Genomic DNA, 14,938 nt, shown 5'->3' with positions numbered 1-14,938 from the left:
GGGCGCACATCGACGTGAGGATCTCGGTGATGTCGCGGACCAGGTCGTCGTCGACCTCGGTGACGACCCGGCCAACGGGTAGGCCCTGCCCGGCCGCCCAGGTGACGACCCGCGCGACCTGCCGGTCCAGGTCCGGCTTCTGATCTGCGGACGACACCCGGGCATACACCGCCGTCAGGCCGGTAGCCGCCGGCACGGGTTCGTCGACGAGGATCAGCCCCCCGACCCGACGGGCGGGCACCGGCAGTTTGCCGTCAAGGAACCACTGCCGGGAGGTCGAGTACCCGACCCCGTTCACCGCAGCCCACTCCTTGAGGTTCACACCCACGATCATATGGCACCAATCAGCGCTATCTAGCACTCAACCGGCAACAGTATCCACCCCCGCAGAACGTGGTCATCGACGACTGCTTCGGCGGCTCCCGCCAGCAGTTCCAGCGACGCGGCACGCCAACCGGCGAGACCGGCACCCGCAGCGCGCAGACGGTGACGTTGGTGCCGCGCGGCAGCGGCTGGGTCGCCCAGGACCTCGGCCCCGGCCCCGCGGCCACCTGCGACTGACTGGCACCCCTCACCCGGCGGGCAGCTCAGCCACACTCAAAAGATTGCCCTTGACGCAAAAGTTCCAGCCCGGTCGGGACGATCACCAGAAGGGCGAAAAACCGTGTTACCGCGGGAACACACGGGCCCGGCCCGGCCGCTGGTACGGCCGGGCCGGACGGCGATCGGGTGAGCGGACGCGTGAGCCGGGGCGACGCGAGTCGTCAGCGCGATCAGTTGGTAGCCGGGTGGGTGGAGTCAGGAGAGGATTCGGCCGCACTGGGGGGCGGGGCGGACCACGTCGAAACCGGTGCCGGCCTGGTTCACCTGCACGTAGTCGTAGCACGGCGCGATGGCGCCGATGCCGCTGCGCAGGCTGATCGGCGCGGGGAGCAGGCCGTCGGCGTTGTAGTTCTGCACCGAGCGAAGGCCGTCGAGCACCGTCTGTCTGGTTGGGCAGGGGCCGGCCGCCTCGAGGCCGCGCAGCAGCAGGTCGGCGGAGATCCAGCCGATCAGCGAGACGCCCTGGGGGTGCCCGGCGGCCTGCGGCGAGTAGAGGTTCATCGCCGTCTGGAAGCGGCGGTGCGCCGGGCTGTCGATCTCGAACGGCGCGTAGTCGAGAAACGAGTACGCGCCGGCCGCCGCGGCGCCGACTCCGGCCAGCGCGGTCGGGTCGTAGGTGGCGATGTTGCCAAGCGCGACGGTGAGGTTCACTCCGGCGGCCCGGGCGCCGGCCACCATCTGGTAAAAGATCGAGGCAGGGACAAAGGCGATGATGCTGTCCGCGCCCGTCGCCCTGATCCGTGCGCCGAACGCGGCGGTGTCGAAACCGCTGCCTGGTGCCTGCAGCGTCCCGACGACGTTGATGCCGGCCGCGCGCAGGCTCTGGGCCGCGAAACCGGCGAGGGCCTGCGTCGCCTCGGAGAACTCCACCGAGACGGTGAGGGCGCGCCGGCCTCCGTGCTGGGCGATGAACTCGCCCCAGTTGCTCGACGGCGGCTGCTGGGACAGCGGCCGCGAATAGCTGAAGACATTGCTGTGGTTGACCGGATTGGGGACGACGCCCTCGACGGTGGCGATGCCGGCCTTGTCGAGCAGGTCCGCGGCGCCCGTCGGGGCCACGCTGAACTGCAGGATCGACAGGACCTGCTTCTCCTCGGCGAGCCGCCGGCCGACGACGAGGTTCATCTCAGGACGGCTCTCGTCGTTCTGCAGGTCGTAGGCGACATGGCGGCCGTTGATGCCGCCCTGGGCGTTCTGCTCGTCGAGGCGCGCGTCCACGCCGGCGCGGAACTGGATGCTGGGATCGGCACCGACGCCGCTACCCGAGTACAGCAGCCCCAGGTTGATCGCGGTGTCGGTGACGCTGGCGGTGGCGGCGCATCTCCGCGAGCCGGCCACGTCGGCGGTGGACGGGGAGGTGCCGCAGGCCGCCAGCGTGGCTGCCGTCCAGCCGAGTGCCGCTGCGGCGACGAGCGCGCGCCATCGATGTCCCATGTCCAACCCCCGTCCGCGGCGGCGGGACCGGACCGGGACCCGCCGTGGTCGGTGTCGTCGGGACAACCCCTCTGACCTGCGACGACGCCGGACGGAACCGTAGCAGGCCCCAGGAGGTGGGGCGAGTCAGCCTTGTCGTGGTATGGCGGTGGACATCCCGCGAGGGCGAGCCAGCATGGTGTCCCGCATCGCGGCAAGGAAGTGGTTCGCGGCGGCCTGGTTGGTGAACGTGTCGCGGTAGGCCAGCGGGAGAGGCGCGGAACCGGGGTAGGTGGCGCGTACCACCCGGGTCAGCAGCGTACTGCCGGTGCCGAGGGGGCTGTCGGCGTAGGCGTAGGTCAGGGTGACGTGCACCCGGCCGTCAGCGGGGTCGGAGCTGGCCGGGGGATCGGTGGCGATCTGCCAGGTGATCCCCGGCTCGTCGCGGGTGACGGTCCATTCGACCTCGACGGTCATGGCGGCCTCACCGAGCCGCAGCACGTCCACGAACGTCGTGCCCAGCGTCGCCGGGCGGTCGGTGTTCTCACCGCGAATCGACTCGGTCAGTGGGGAGGCGGCGGCCCAGTTGTCGGGGGTGGTCATGAAGGCGTGGACGTCCGCTGGCGGGCGGGGAATGGTGAGGCTGGCCTCGAGCGTCGTGTCGAGCAACGGAGTGTCTCTTCTCCCTGGCCGGGGGCCGGAACGCGGTGCGACCCGGCAGTAGTGGACCACTTTCTATCGGATTCGCTACCCGGCCGCGGCGTGTTCGGGTGCCTCCCTATGGAACGATCCCGCTTTTCGATGGTGTCATGTCGGTGCGTGGACGCCGGGCTAGGTTGCTTTTGACCGACTGCTCCGGTCCGCGTTTTCCTTCTCCGACGAGGAAGTCCATATGGACCACGCGTTGCGCCATCTTCTCGAACCAAGCGTGGAATACGACGTCGACCTGACGGTCACCTCGGGGGAGTGGCCGGCGGGAATGTCCGGGCATGCCCTGCTCATCGGACCGGCCCAGCCGACCGCCGTCGATTTCATGTTCGCCGGGCCTGGCCTGCTCACCCATGTCGACCTCGCGAGGCGGCACTGGCGTACGGCCCGGGTGGTCACCCCGGACCTCGCGATGCTGGCGGGCCTGTCCGCGGCCCTGCCGCCGCAGGAGCTCGCCGCGCTGCTGGCGACGTCGCGGCCGGCCATGACCAACGTGGCACCGCACACCTTCGGTGACCGGCTCCTGCTGACCGGGCTGGCCCAGCGCCCGGTCGAGATCGACCCGGTGAGCTGGGAGTTCACCTCCTACCTCGGCGGCGTCGGGGAGTATCCGGAGGTCGTCGAGCATCCGCTGTGGCCCGGGGTGCGCACGGCCGCCCATCCGGTCGAGGACCTCGACGAGGGCTGCATGTGGTGGTGCAACACCAACCTGAGGCCACGGGGCAGTTCCCGCACCGAGGTCGAGGGTCCGCTGTGGGTGGTGCGCTGGGATGGCCAGGGCGACATCGACACCTGGTACGTGCCCGGCGCGCACCTGGTCCAGGGCGTGCACGAGGTGACGGTCACGCAGGACTACGTCATCCTCACCGAGATCGGCTTCCAGCCGGAGCCGGGAAGCGTGGCGGGCCGTGACCGGACCCGGCCGCACCTGCCGTTCACCGACGTGTACCTGGTCGCCAAGCGTGATCTGACCCGCGAGCGGCGCGGGCGCGCCGTACCGGTGGTGCACGCACGGGTGCCGCGCGAGTCGTTCCACCACTTCGCCGACTACCGGCAGGACGGCGACGACGTCACGCTGTACCTGGCGCATTCCAACGGCTGGGACCTGAACTACTCGCTGCGCGACAGCGACCGGGTCTGGGGTAGCGGCGAGCCCGTCGCGAAGGGGCTGCGCGGATTCGTGTCCGCGCCCGTCGACGCGTCACCCGTGGGGCGGTACGTCATCGACGGCCGGACCGGCGAGGTCCGCGACAGCCGCACGTTCCTCGACGTCGACCGGCACTGGGCAACGCTGCTCTACAGCCGGGACATGCGGGCGCCGGCGCTGGAGAAGGGCCGCCACCTGTGGCAGGCCTACTGGGGATGCGACCCGGGAATGCTGGTCACCCGGGTCGTGGACCTTTATCGGGATCATCCATACCGGGCTGTGCCGATCGACGCGCTGCCCACCATGGAAATACCGTCCTCGCTGGTCTGCCTCGATCTGGACACCATGACCGAACAGTCGGCGTGGTCGTTTCCGTCAGGTACGGCGGGGGAGTCTCCGGTGTTTGTGCCGGACCCAGACGGAGGCACTGGCTGGGTCGCGATCGTCGTGCATCACACCGATCGCACGGAACTGCAGATCTTTGACGCCCTGTCGCTGGGGAAGGGCCCGGTCGCCGTCGCGACCGTGCCCGGGCTCAAACTTTCCATCCAGTTCCACTCCTTGTACATGCCACGACTTCTGGGAGCCGGCGCCCAGCACACGGACTATCGGCGTCCGTATGCGGACGACATCGGTTCGGGCTGGCGGGGTCTGTCGTCGGACGTGCGAGGCGTGGTCGGTGCCGTGCTGGAGAGGTACTCCTGATGTATGACGTCATCGTGGTGGGGGCGCGGTGCGCGGGGTCGCCGGTGGCGATGCTGCTCGCGCGCCGCGGGTACCGGGTCCTCGTCGTCGATCGGGCGGCCTTTCCGAGCGACACCGTGTCGACGCATTTCATCCACCAGGCGGGGCTGGCCCGGCTGAACGCGTGGGGGCTGCTCGAGCGGCTGCGCGCGACCGGGATGCCGGCGCTGCGGCGGATGCGGTTCGCCAGCGGTGACCTCGTGGTCGAGGGATTCGCCGATCCGATCGAGGGCATCACCGAGGTCTGCTGCCCGCGGCGCACTGTTCTCGACGCGCTCCTCGTCGACGCCGCTCGCGAGGCCGGCGCGGAGGTTCTCGAACGGTGCGGCGTCGTCGGCCTGCTGTTCGCCGCCGACGGCCGGGTGACCGGTGTTCGCGCGAGCATGGCCGATGGCGGGGAGCGGGAGTTCCACGCGCGGTTCGTGGTGGGCGCCGACGGGGTGAACTCCACGGTGGCCGCCCGGGTAGGCGCGGATGTCTACCGTGCCGTTCCAGCGACCGGATTCGTCTACTATTCCTATTTCTCCGGCATCGACTGGTCGCACCAGAACCTCATTCGCGACGAGCGGCAGTTCGCGGCCTGCCGCACCCACGACGACCTGATGATGCTGGTCGTCATGCGCAAGCGGGACGCCTACCGCACGTTCCGCGCCGACCCCGAGGCCGAGTTCCAGGCCGTGTTCGACCATGTGGCGCCCGAGTTCGGCGCGGACCTGCGGGCGAACGGCCGGCAGGAGGAGCCGTTCCGGGCGATCCATTACGCGGACAACTTCTACCGCCGGTCCCACGGCCCTGGCTGGGCCCTCGTCGGCGACGCCGGCTACCACAAGGATCCGCTGACCGGCTGGGGCATCACCGACGCCTTCGTGTACGGCGAACTGCTGGCGGAGCAGCTGCACCTCGGCCTGTCCGGCGACGTCCCGATCGACGACGCCGTCGCCGAGTACGCCCGGCGCCGCGACCGCGACAGCGCCGGCGTGTTCGGGCTGACCGTCGCGATGTCGGAACTCACACTGTCGCCGTTCCTCGCCTCGGTGCTGGGCGCCGTCAGCAGGAGCCCGAGCTACCAGCGAAAGTTCTTCACAATGGTCGGCGGCGGCCTCTCCAGCGACGAGTTCTTCGCCCCGGACAGCCTCGCGGCGCTCTACGACGAGGTCGGCACGCCTCCCGCGGAACGTCTCCTGCCGGCCGACGCCGGCGCGCACTGACCGTCGTTCATCCTGCCTCGGAGCGAAACGTGGACTACGACCCCTTCTCTCCGGCCATCGCGGAGAACCCGTACCCGACCTATCGCTGGATGCGGGACAACGCGCCCGTCTACCACAACGCGGAGCACGGCTTCTACGCCCTCTCCCGACACGAGGACGTGGTGGACGGCCTGCTCGACCACGCCACGTTCCGCAACGCGCACGGCACGACGCTGGAAGGCGTGGAGAAGGGCTTCGACACGCTGCTCACCCGGGATCCGCCCGAGCACGAGTGGAACCGTCGCATCCTCGCGCGGCGGTTCAGCGCCGTGCGGGTGCAGGAACTCGAACCCCGCATTCGGGAGGTCGCCGCCGGGCTGCTCGACACGGCGGCCGAGACCGGCCGCATCGACCTGGTCGACGGCTTCGCGGCCGAGCTGCCCCTGACCATCATCGCCGAGCTGCTCGCACTGCCCGTCGATCAGCGCCTGCGCGTGCGTGACCTGTGCTTCCGCCTGCTCGACCGCGCACCCACCGATCCGCCCGGTGTGCGCCCGCCCGCCTCCGTCGCGGCCGGTGAGGAGCTGGCCCGACTGTTCCTCACCCTGGTCGCGCAGCGGCGTGCCGAACCAGGCGACGATCTCATCAGCCTGCTTGTGCACACACCGGTCGTCGACGACGCGGGGACCGAGCGGTTCCTCACCGACACCCAGCTCCTCGGCCGGCTGATCGAGCTGACCTTCGCCGGCCACGAGACGGTCAAGAAACTCGTCTCGACCGGCGCGGTGCGCCTCGCCGCCTCCCCGGACGCCCGCCGCGAGCTCGTCGACGACCCGAGTCTGATCCCGGGCGCGGTCGAGGAGATGCTGCGCATCGACCCACCCGCCCAGTACACCGGCCGGTGGACCAGCCGCGACGTCGAGATCCACGGCACGGTTGTCCCGGCCGAGCGTCGGGTCCTGCTGCTGCTCGGCTCGGCCTGCCACGATGAGCGGGCGCACCGAGATCCGGAGACCTTTGACATCCGCCGCGTCGTCGGTCGCCAGCTCGGCTTCGGCTATGGCATCCACCTCTGCGTCGGCGCGGCGTTCGCCCGGCTTGAGGCGCGGGTGGCCTTCGAGGAGCTGCTCACCCGCTATCCCGACTATCAGGTGGACCACGCGGGCGTCGTCCGCAGCTACTCCAGCAACCAGCCCGGCCTCAAGCACCTCCCCCTCATCCTCGACCCCGCCGCCGACCGGCAGGCAGTCTCCGGGCCGGCCTGATCTGGCCGGCCGCGCCCTGCCCACGCCCGGCGAGGGCACCCGAGCGGCGCCTACCGTCCGCCGTAAACTGATCGCGTGACGGCAGGGCGCCTCGCGGCGGTGACGGCGGCGGATCGGGCCGCGGCAGACGAGTCGAGTGCTGGCCGGCGGGTGCGGATGGGTAGTCGCCGCAAGCGTCCGGAGGAGATCGATCCTCAGGCGGTGCGGGCGGCCTGGGAGCGGCAGGCCGAGCGGGAGGCGCGGATCCTCGGCGTGCTGGGGGCGCTGCTCTGCTGCGCGTTCCTGCTGTGCCTGGGCGGGGACGCGCGCGGCGTGCCGGTGGGGATGGCAACTGCCGATGCCACCACGAGGCCCGGCATTGCGCTGGCACCAACGCCGGAGCCGGCGCGGTCGTCGGCGTCCTGACCGGGGCCTAGGGCGTCGGTCACCTCGGTAGGCGCGCCACACCCACCACCTGCCCGGCGTCGCTGAGCTTCCCGCCCTGCTGCGTCTGCCCTGGCGTGCGGGTCGGGCTTGGCGTCGTGGCGCCCCGCCGTCCGTGGGTAACCACCGAAGAGACCAGGAACCGCGGTCCCGCGGAACCGCCCGCGGAACGGCCCGCGGAACCGGGTCAGGCGGTTGCGGCCACAGCCAGGGCAAGATGGAGAACCATGGCGCTGCATGGCTCGTTCACGCTGGAACGGACGCTGGCAGCGTCCCCGGCTCGGGTGTTCGCCGGATTCGCCAGGGCCGAGCTGCGCTCGCGGTGGGCGAAGCTGCCGGGCCCCACGGCGACGGCTACGCATGAGCTGGACTTCCGTGTCGGTGGGTCGGAGTCCGCGGGCAACACGTTCGTGGCCGGTGATCTCACCCAGCGCCTGGAGTACCGCGGGTCCTTCCTCGACATCGTGCCCGACGAGCGCGTCGTGTTCACCTACGAGGCCGTGGTCGACGATCGCCCACGGTGGATCTCGCTGGTGACGGTCGAACTCAGGCCGCGGACCGCGGCGTCCGCCGAGTCCGAACGGGACGGGCCCGATGGTGGTGGTCGCGAGGTACCGACGCGGACCGACCTGCGCTGGACGGAACAGTACGTGTTTCTCGTCCTGACCGGCGACGGTGCGGACGACGTCGCCCACCTGCGTGGCGGCACGCTGCTCCGCCTCAACGGCCTTGAGGCGGCGCTCGGCGCCGCCCCGCGGGCCGATACAACGTGACCGCCGATACAATGTGACGGCCGATACGCTGATTCGGTATCTCGCCCCTTTCGTGTGAGCGCCATTACGTGGCCCAGGTCATATTTCCGGGTTTATGTGCGACTGCAGTACAGATCACGTCGTCATCCGGGGTCCATGTGTTCCCACCCGGGGCACAATGGTGTGGGGTGATGGCAGTGGTCCGTTACCCCTGGAATTCTCACAGGAGGAGTTCCCATGTACGTCCGTGAATCCTTTTCCTCGTTGCGGCTGAAGGTCGTCGGGTTTCGTGCGGAGCGTGCCCGGCGGCGCGAGCTCGCGGTACTGCTCGACCCCGCCCTGTCGCCGTTCGTCCGCCAGGAGCTGCACGCGATCCTGGTGCACGCGCAGAGCACGCCGGCCGGCGTCGCCGCTCTTCCGACGCAGCGCGCCGCCTCGATGAGTGGCGGTGTCCGGACCGAGGTCACGGCCTCCCGCTGATCTCGCGCCACCCCGGATTCCCGGTCGCGCCGGCCGCCGACACGGCGGCGGCGAGTACCGGGTTCGCCGGGCGGGCGCGATGCGCCGCGAGCAGGACCTTCGGCCAGCCGTCCACGACAGCCCCGTCGACCAGCAGGCGGTGGACCTCCGACCAGAACGTCTCGGCGTCGGCGACGTTCCACGCGGGTTGGCGCCCAGGTGGGAGCCCCGCCTGGCTGATCAGTGGACGCGCGGCCGGAAGATCGGGAAACTCGTCGGCCAGCGCGCCGATCACGGCCCAGTCCGACGGCGGCGTGGTGGGCGCGCGGCCGGTCGTCGCCGCGCCGACCTGAAAGTCGCCGACCTGAAAGTCGCCGACGACGTCCGCGAGCTGGCGATTGTCAGGAGTCACCGCAACAGCCTCGGCCAACAGCAGCGGGAGCCAACCCTCCGCCTTGGCTCCCGCCATTACCGCGAACACCGCGTCGGGCAGGGGTAGTTGGTCGGCCGCGTAGTGGGCCAGGGACCGATCGAGACCGTCAAGCAGCGCCTCGAGCCGGCCTCGGCTCGGGTACGCGACGACGAGCGCCTCTCGTACGGCACGGCGCTGGGCGCCGTTCATGCCGAGCACCATCGCATCGTCCAGTCTGACCATGGTCACCGCCTTCTCCGTCAGGGGAACTGCCACAGCCGTGCGGAGCCGTCGGCGCCGGCGGTGGCCAGGACGTGACCGCCGGGGGAGAACGCGACGGACCACACCGCGCCCGTGTGGCCGGTCAGCGGGCGGCCGACGGGGTGGGGGTGGGCGAGGTCCGTGACGTCCCAGAAACGGACGGTGCTGTCACCGCCGCCACTGGCCAGGGTGCGGCCGTCGGGGGCGAAGGCGACGGCCCACACTGCGCCGGTGTGGCCGGTCAGCGGTTTCCCGATCGGTACCGGGTTCGACGGGTCTGCCAGGCTCCACAGCCGGATGGTGTGGTCGTGGTCGCCGGCGGCGAGGGTGCGGCCGTCAGGGGAGAACGCGACCGACAACACGGCGCCCGTGTCGATCGTGAGGGGTCCGCCCAGTGGGCGTGGGTGTGCTGGATCGACGAGGCTCCACAGTCTGGTGGCGTGGTCGTCGCTCGCCGCGGCGAGGGTCTGGCCGTCCGGCGAGAACGCCACGGCGACGACCGGGGCGGTGGCGCCGGTCAGCGGTGGAGTGAGGCGGGTCGGATTCGCCGGGTCAGTGGTGTCCCACAGCCAGACGTCGCGGTCGTCGCTGGCGGCGGCGAGCAGGCAGCCGTCCCGGGAGATCGCGACGGAGTACAGCGGGCCCGCGGGACCGGTGAGCGGTGGGCCCAGCGGCGAGGGCCGTTCCCGGCTGGTGAGGTTCCACAGGCGGACGGTGCTGTCATAGCTGGCGACCGCGAGGGTGCGGCTGTCGGGCGAGAACGCCACCGACCAGACCTCGGCGGTGTTGCCGGTCAGGGGCGGTCCGAGCGGCCGTGGCTGGGCGGGGTGGGTAAGGTCCCACAGCCGGACGGTCCTGTCGGCACTCGCGGTGGCGAGGGTCCGGCCATCCGGCGAGAACGCCACCGACGGTATGCCGCCGGCCTGGCCGGTGAGCCGTCCGAGCGGCCGTGGCTGGGCGATGTTCCCGGGACGCGTGTTCGTGACCGGGGAGTGGCTCCCTACGCTGGGTGTTCCCGCGTGGCCGTGTGGGCCCGACCAGTCGATGGCGAGCCCGGTCCCTAAACCCACACCGGCTAAGGCCACGCCGATGGCCAGGGAGGTGGCCAGCCGTCCGCGGGTGGTGGCGAGGCGGCGCGGCGCGCGCGGCCTGATGTCCGCAGGAGGACGGCGGACGGGCGGCTCGGATAACTCTTCCAGCGCGTCGTCGCCGGGTATGGCGCGTCGGTACCGAAGGACGACCACGGCCAAGTGGTTGTTGCCAGGATTGACCGCGGCGGCGTCGGCAAGCAGCCGTGGCAGCCAGCCCTCGGCCCTCGCTCCCTCGACAACTCTGAACACCGCGTCGGGCAGGGGCATGGACTCGGCCGCGTATCGGCTCAGCGGCCGGTCGAGGCCGTCAAGCAGTTCCTCGAGCCGTCCCCAGGTCGGATACGCGGTCAGAAGCGCGTCGCGAACCGTCCGGCGCTCGGCGCCGCTCATGTCCGCGACCCTTGTCTCATCCAGCCAGGTCACCGGCGACCCCCCGTCAGCCGCGCACCAGCAGACGCCCTGAGGGCCCCCGAAATCCACCGGGCGCCGTAACTCTAACGAATCCGTCGCAGATCCGAGTACGGCACTCCGGCGACGATCTGGACGATCGCGGGCAGCGGTAACCCGCGCCGCGGCGGCGGCGATCCGCCGCCCCGGCGTGCCCGAAGAACTGATCGGCCGAAGAACTGGTCGGCGCTTGCTCCTCCAGGTGCTGCTCCTCGAGACGGGAGAAGCTGTGGGCGGCGACCTCCGCTTCCACGGCGAAGACGTCGGCCGCTCAGCAGGATGCAAGAAGTGTTGGTGTGACTATCACGGCTGCCCGCTTAGGCTGTCGGCGCTCGGAGCAGGTTCAGCGTCTGGTCCAGCTCGGCTCGCAGGATCTCGCTGGCGCGCTCGCCGTCGCTGGCAGCCACGGCCTCGACGAGGGCGGCGTGCGCGGCGTCGCCGTGGTTGACCTCGGCGGCGCGAAGATCCAGAAGTTCAACCACCTCGACGAGCCCTCGGCGCAGAGCGGGAAGAAACTCGGTGAACAGCCCGTCGAGCACGGGGTTACGCGCGGCCGCGACCACGGCCGCGTGCAAGCGGATGTCGGCGTCGACGAAGGCCTCGTCGTCGCCACCGGCTGCCGCCTCGCGCCTCCGGTCGAGGGCTGCCCACAGAGCACTCATCTCCACGTCGGTGCGGCGCTGCGCGGCAAGCCGCACCGCCTGCACTTCCATCAGCATCCGCACCTCGTAGACGTCCGCGACCGCGGCTCGGCGCAGCACCTCCCGCCAGTCCTGCGCCGGTTCCAGGGCGATGACGAACACGCCGGATCCCTGCCGGGACCGCACCAGCCCCGCCCCGGCAAGCGCGCGTAATGCCTCCCGCACAGTGGATCGCCCCACTCCGAGCGCCGCCGCGAGCGAGGTCTCCCCGGGCAGGCGAGTGCCGACCGGCCACTCGCCGGCGGTGATCTGCTCACGCAGGCGCTGGGTCGCCTGGTCGACCAGAGACGTCGGATGCAGTGCACCGAGAGCCATCGGACCCCACAGGTTGTCAGAGAAGCTGAGACCTGGAGTATGGTACGTCCGTGACGCTGGGCGTGTGGCTGCTTCTTCTCCGCCGCGGCGGGGCCTGACGCGACCGGCACCCCGCCGCGGTGAGTGTCGTGCTGCCGGTCGACCAGTACGACCGAGCCGAAAGGCCGACCACTCCCATGTCCGTTCATTCCTCCAGGCTGCCTGCCGCGACGGTGCCCGGGACTGCCCCCGCCTCCCTCGCCACCGCGGTCAGCTTTCCCACGCTGATCCGACCCCGGGGCACCAGGCCGACTCACGCACCCGCCTGGAATCCGCAGCGCCCCAGCTCCATGCCCCACCAGCGGTACGAGCCCATCCACGAGCGGGTGGACCTGCCCGGCATCGACCCGTCCGCCCGGAGTTGGCCCACGCGCCGCGTCGACACCGCGCCGCTGTGGGTTCCGGTGGACCTGCGGGACGGCAACCAGGCCCTGCGCGAGCCCATGGACACGCCACGCAAGCGAACGATGTTCGACCTCTTCGTCGCCATGGGCTTCAAGGAGATCGAGATCGGCTACCCCTCGGCCAGCCAGACCGACTTCGATTTCGTCCGGCACCTGGTCGAGGACGACGCCATACCACCGGACGTCACTGTGGTGGTGTTCACGCCGGCACGGCGCGACCTCATCGAACGGACCTTCGAGTCGATTGCCGGGATACCGAGCAACGACGGGATGCCCCGGGTCGTGGTCCACCTCTACGTCGCCACGGCCCCGGTCTGGCGGCAGGTCGTCCTCGGCCGCGACCGCGCGGACCTGCTGGCGCTGGCCCGCGACGCCGGCGGGCACATGGCCCGGCTCGCCGAGGCACCGCACTGCCCGGACGTCCGCTTCCAGTTCTCCCCCGAGGTCTTCAACGCGACTGAACCCGACTTCGCGCTGGAGATCTGCAACGCCTTCACTGAACTGTGGGACGCCTGTCCGCAACGGCCGGTCATCCACAATCTGCCGGCGACGGTCGAGATCTCCACACCGAACATCTACGCCGACCAGATCGAGTACATGCACCGCAACCTGGACCGACGGGACTCGGTGATCCTCTCCGTCCACCCGCACAACGACCGCGGCACCGGGGTCGCGTGCGCTGAGCTGGCACTGCTCGCCGGCGCGCAGCGGATCGAGGGCTGCCTGTTCGGAAACGGCGAGCGCACTGGCAACGTCGACCTGGTCACCCTCGCGCTCAACCTCTACTCCCAGGGCGTCAATCCGATGATCGACTTTTCGGACATCGACGTCATCCGGGAGACTGTCGAGCACTGCAACCGGATGCCGGTCCATCCGCGGCACCCCTACGGTGGTGAGTTGGCGTACACAGCCTTCTCCGGCACCCACCAGGACGCGATCAGCAAGGGCCTCGCGCATCACGCGGCCCGCGCCACCGAACTCGCGGCGCCGGCGGGCCGGGCTCCATGGGCCGTGCCGTACCTGCCGATCGACCCCGCAGACGTCGGGCGTACCTACGAGGCTCTGATCCGGGTGAACAGTCAGTCCGGAAAAGGCGGCATCGCACACCTGCTGAACCTGCACCATGGCCTGCAACTCCCCAGAAGCCTGCAGGTCGACTTCGCCCGGGTCGCCCAGCAGGCCGCCGACCGCGACGGCCGAGAGCTCATGCCCAAGGAACTGTGGGAGATGTTCCAGACCCGCTACCTGGCGCCCGTGCACGACGGGCCAGTCACCCTGTCCGCCTGGCGGACCACCGAGACAGCCGCGGGCGAGCACGAGTTCACCGCCGAGCTGTCGATCTCCGGCATTGAGACGAGCGCCAAGGCGACCGGAAACGGTCCGCTCGCGGCGCTGACAGCCCTGCTCGCCGGGGTCGGCGTCGAGGCGGAGATCGTCGCCTACAGCGAACACGCCATGGAACGCGGCGGGACCAGCCTCGCGACGGCCTACGTCCAGGTCAGCCGGAACGGAACGGACAGCTGGGGCGCGGGCCAGGACACCTCCGTACTCACCGCCTCGGTCAACGCCGTCATCGCCGCGGTCAACCGCCTGCCGCGATAGCCGGCGCCGCGATGACCGGCCCTGACTCCGGGGGCCGGTCATCGCTAGGTGTGGGATCCGCCACGCTGATCTCCGTCGCCATCAACCGATCGGCAGGCGGGGGACGGCGTCGAGCAGCGCGCGCGTGTATGGATGTGTGGGATGTGTCAGCAGGGCGGCGGTGGGCCCACGCTCGACGATCTCGCCGGCGCGCATCACCGCCGCCTGGTCGCACAGCCGGGCCACGACGCCGAGGTCGTGCGAGACGAGGATCAGCCCGAGCCGGTGCGCGGCCGTCAGCTCGCCGAGCAGGTCGAGGATCTGGGCCCGGACCGACATGTCCAGGGCGCTGACCGGCTCGTCCCCGACGAGTACCCGCGGCCGGGGCGCGAGCGCCCGGGCGATCGCGATCCGCTGCCGCTGCCCGCCCGAGAACGCGTGCGGAAACCGATCGCGCGCGTCCGCGGGCAGGCCGACGGCGGCCAGCACCTCCTCGACGCGCGCACCATGATCCTCGTCGATCCGCAGGCACTCCAGCGGTTCGGCGACGATCGCACCGACGGTCAGCCGCGGATCCAGGGACGCCACCGGGTCCTGCAGGACGACCTGCACGTCGCGGCGCAGCCAGCGCAGGTCACGGGATCGGTGGGAGGCGCGCACGGGCCGCCCGCGGTAGCGGATCGTGCCGGAGTCGGGCCGGTCGAGCCCGAGGAGCAGCCGTACCAGGGTCGACTTGCCGGAGCCGGACTCCCCGACGATCCCGAGGCTCGAGCCCGCCGGCAGTGTCAGCGTCACGTCCCGCACGGCCTGCCGCCGGGCGCGGCGCCCACCAGGACGGCCGCCCGCCCGCCAGCCCGCGTGAGGCAGCGGGTACGACCTCGACAACCCCGCCACCTCGAAGAGCGGGATGGTACCGGGTCCCTGCGCCGGACGGCTGGCCGGACGATCCGACGCCGGACGATCCGACGTGGGGTGGGCCGACGTGG

Annotated in this window: 15 protein-coding genes; 8 read left to right on the top strand and 7 right to left on the bottom strand. The window is 70.9% G+C overall.

Annotation, left to right across the window (positions count from 1 at the left end; genetic code table 11):
- The coding region (locus C1A33_RS12010; protein ID WP_165818343.1) for a recombinase family protein at window positions 1–322 on the bottom strand (322 nt) is incomplete at its 3' end.
- 71 nt (window positions 323–393) lie between these two features.
- Between C1A33_RS12010 and C1A33_RS34815 the strand changes: the two genes are divergently transcribed.
- A complete protein-coding gene (locus C1A33_RS34815; RefSeq protein ID WP_165818342.1) occupies window positions 394–561 on the top strand; it encodes a hypothetical protein in 168 nt (55 codons plus the stop codon).
- Between the two features lie 237 nt (window positions 562–798).
- Here C1A33_RS34815 and C1A33_RS12005 read toward each other — a convergent pair whose 3' ends face one another.
- Window positions 799–2,037: an ABC transporter substrate-binding protein gene (locus C1A33_RS12005; RefSeq protein ID WP_101831591.1), complete on the bottom strand. Its 1,239-nt coding sequence runs from the start codon at window positions 2,035–2,037 to the stop codon at window positions 799–801.
- A 126-nt stretch (window positions 2,038–2,163) separates the two neighbouring features.
- The gene (locus C1A33_RS12000; RefSeq protein ID WP_101831590.1) at window positions 2,164–2,685 is read right to left on the bottom strand and encodes an SRPBCC family protein; all 522 of its coding nucleotides are present in this window, start codon (window positions 2,683–2,685) and stop codon (window positions 2,164–2,166) included.
- 223 nt (window positions 2,686–2,908) lie between these two features.
- On the opposite strand from C1A33_RS12000, the gene C1A33_RS11995 reads away from it, so the two are divergent.
- The 6 genes from C1A33_RS11995 to C1A33_RS11970 all read left to right on the top strand — a co-directional run bounded on the left by C1A33_RS11995 (window position 2,909) and on the right by C1A33_RS11970 (window position 8,722).
- Window positions 2,909–4,576, top strand: coding sequence for a carotenoid oxygenase family protein (locus C1A33_RS11995; protein WP_101831589.1), 1,668 nt, complete (start codon window positions 2,909–2,911; stop codon window positions 4,574–4,576).
- Complete coding sequence (locus C1A33_RS11990) at window positions 4,576–5,823, top strand: NAD(P)/FAD-dependent oxidoreductase (protein ID WP_101831588.1); 1,248 nt, start codon at window positions 4,576–4,578, stop codon at window positions 5,821–5,823. Before C1A33_RS11995 ends, C1A33_RS11990 begins: the two co-directional genes overlap by 1 nt.
- 29 nt (window positions 5,824–5,852) lie before the next feature.
- Window positions 5,853–7,067 carry a cytochrome P450 gene (locus C1A33_RS11985; RefSeq protein WP_101831587.1) on the top strand — a complete coding sequence of 405 codons (1,215 nt, stop codon included), beginning with the start codon at window positions 5,853–5,855 and terminating at the stop codon, window positions 7,065–7,067.
- 75 nt (window positions 7,068–7,142) lie between these two features.
- Window positions 7,143–7,472, top strand: a complete 330-nt coding sequence (locus C1A33_RS11980; protein WP_101831586.1) for a hypothetical protein — start codon at window positions 7,143–7,145, stop codon at window positions 7,470–7,472.
- Window positions 7,473–7,717: 245 nt separating this feature from the next.
- Entirely contained in the window at window positions 7,718–8,263 is a 546-nt protein-coding gene (locus C1A33_RS11975; protein WP_101831585.1) for an SRPBCC domain-containing protein, read from the top strand.
- A 216-nt stretch (window positions 8,264–8,479) separates the two neighbouring features.
- Window positions 8,480–8,722: a hypothetical protein gene (locus C1A33_RS11970; protein WP_101831584.1), complete on the top strand. Its 243-nt coding sequence runs from the start codon at window positions 8,480–8,482 to the stop codon at window positions 8,720–8,722.
- Here C1A33_RS11970 and C1A33_RS11965 read toward each other — a convergent pair.
- The 3 genes from C1A33_RS11965 to C1A33_RS11955 form a co-directional block, all read right to left on the bottom strand.
- A complete protein-coding gene (locus tag C1A33_RS11965) occupies window positions 8,706–9,356 on the bottom strand; it encodes an effector-associated domain EAD1-containing protein (protein WP_133150647.1) in 651 nt (216 codons plus the stop codon). The genes C1A33_RS11970 and C1A33_RS11965 overlap by 17 nt on opposite strands.
- Before the next feature lie 17 nt (window positions 9,357–9,373).
- Window positions 9,374–10,855 carry an effector-associated domain EAD1-containing protein gene (locus C1A33_RS11960; protein ID WP_101831582.1) on the bottom strand — a complete coding sequence of 494 codons (1,482 nt, stop codon included), beginning with the start codon at window positions 10,853–10,855 and terminating at the stop codon, window positions 9,374–9,376.
- A gap of 374 nt (window positions 10,856–11,229) precedes the next feature.
- Window positions 11,230–11,928: a FadR/GntR family transcriptional regulator gene (locus C1A33_RS11955; protein WP_101831581.1), complete on the bottom strand. Its 699-nt coding sequence runs from the start codon at window positions 11,926–11,928 to the stop codon at window positions 11,230–11,232.
- A gap of 329 nt (window positions 11,929–12,257) precedes the next feature.
- Here C1A33_RS11955 and leuA point away from each other — a divergent pair, with 329 nt between their 5' ends.
- On the top strand, window positions 12,258–13,973 hold the full coding sequence (gene leuA, locus C1A33_RS11950; protein ID WP_207770273.1) for a 2-isopropylmalate synthase: 1,716 nt from the start codon (window positions 12,258–12,260) through the stop codon (window positions 13,971–13,973).
- 81 nt (window positions 13,974–14,054) lie between these two features.
- Here leuA and C1A33_RS11945 read toward each other — a convergent pair whose 3' ends face one another.
- The gene (locus C1A33_RS11945) at window positions 14,055–14,846 is read right to left on the bottom strand and encodes an ABC transporter ATP-binding protein (RefSeq protein WP_243407454.1); all 792 of its coding nucleotides are present in this window, start codon (window positions 14,844–14,846) and stop codon (window positions 14,055–14,057) included.
- Between the last annotated feature and the right edge of the window lie 92 nt (window positions 14,847–14,938).

It is taken from the genome of Frankia canadensis (assembly GCF_900197875.1).
Taxonomy (GTDB): domain Bacteria; phylum Actinomycetota; class Actinomycetes; order Frankiales; family Frankiaceae; genus Frankia; species Frankia canadensis.
Note: the sequence above shows the minus strand (reverse complement) of the source record. Positions and strands in the feature narration are given on the sequence as shown.

Bases quoted from the DNA above. Each gene is read 5' to 3' on its own strand.
- C1A33_RS12005 (WP_101831591.1), bottom strand. From the start codon at position 2,037: ATGGGACATCGATGGCGCGCGCTCGTCGCCGCAGCGGCACTCGGCTGG.
- C1A33_RS11995 (WP_101831589.1), top strand. From the start codon at position 2,909: ATGGACCACGCGTTGCGCCATCTTCTCGAACCAAGCGTGGAATACGAC.
- C1A33_RS11990 (WP_101831588.1), top strand. From the start codon at position 4,576: ATGTATGACGTCATCGTGGTGGGGGCGCGGTGCGCGGGGTCGCCGGTG.
- C1A33_RS11975 (WP_101831585.1), top strand. From the start codon at position 7,718: ATGGCGCTGCATGGCTCGTTCACGCTGGAACGGACGCTGGCAGCGTCC.
- C1A33_RS11970 (WP_101831584.1), top strand. From the start codon at position 8,480: ATGTACGTCCGTGAATCCTTTTCCTCGTTGCGGCTGAAGGTCGTCGGG.
- C1A33_RS11965 (WP_133150647.1), bottom strand. From the start codon at position 9,356: ATGGTCAGACTGGACGATGCGATGGTGCTCGGCATGAACGGCGCCCAG.
- C1A33_RS11960 (WP_101831582.1), bottom strand. From the start codon at position 10,855: ATGAGCGGCGCCGAGCGCCGGACGGTTCGCGACGCGCTTCTGACCGCG.
- C1A33_RS11955 (WP_101831581.1), bottom strand. From the start codon at position 11,928: ATGGCTCTCGGTGCACTGCATCCGACGTCTCTGGTCGACCAGGCGACC.
- leuA (WP_207770273.1), top strand. From the start codon at position 12,258: ATGCCCCACCAGCGGTACGAGCCCATCCACGAGCGGGTGGACCTGCCC.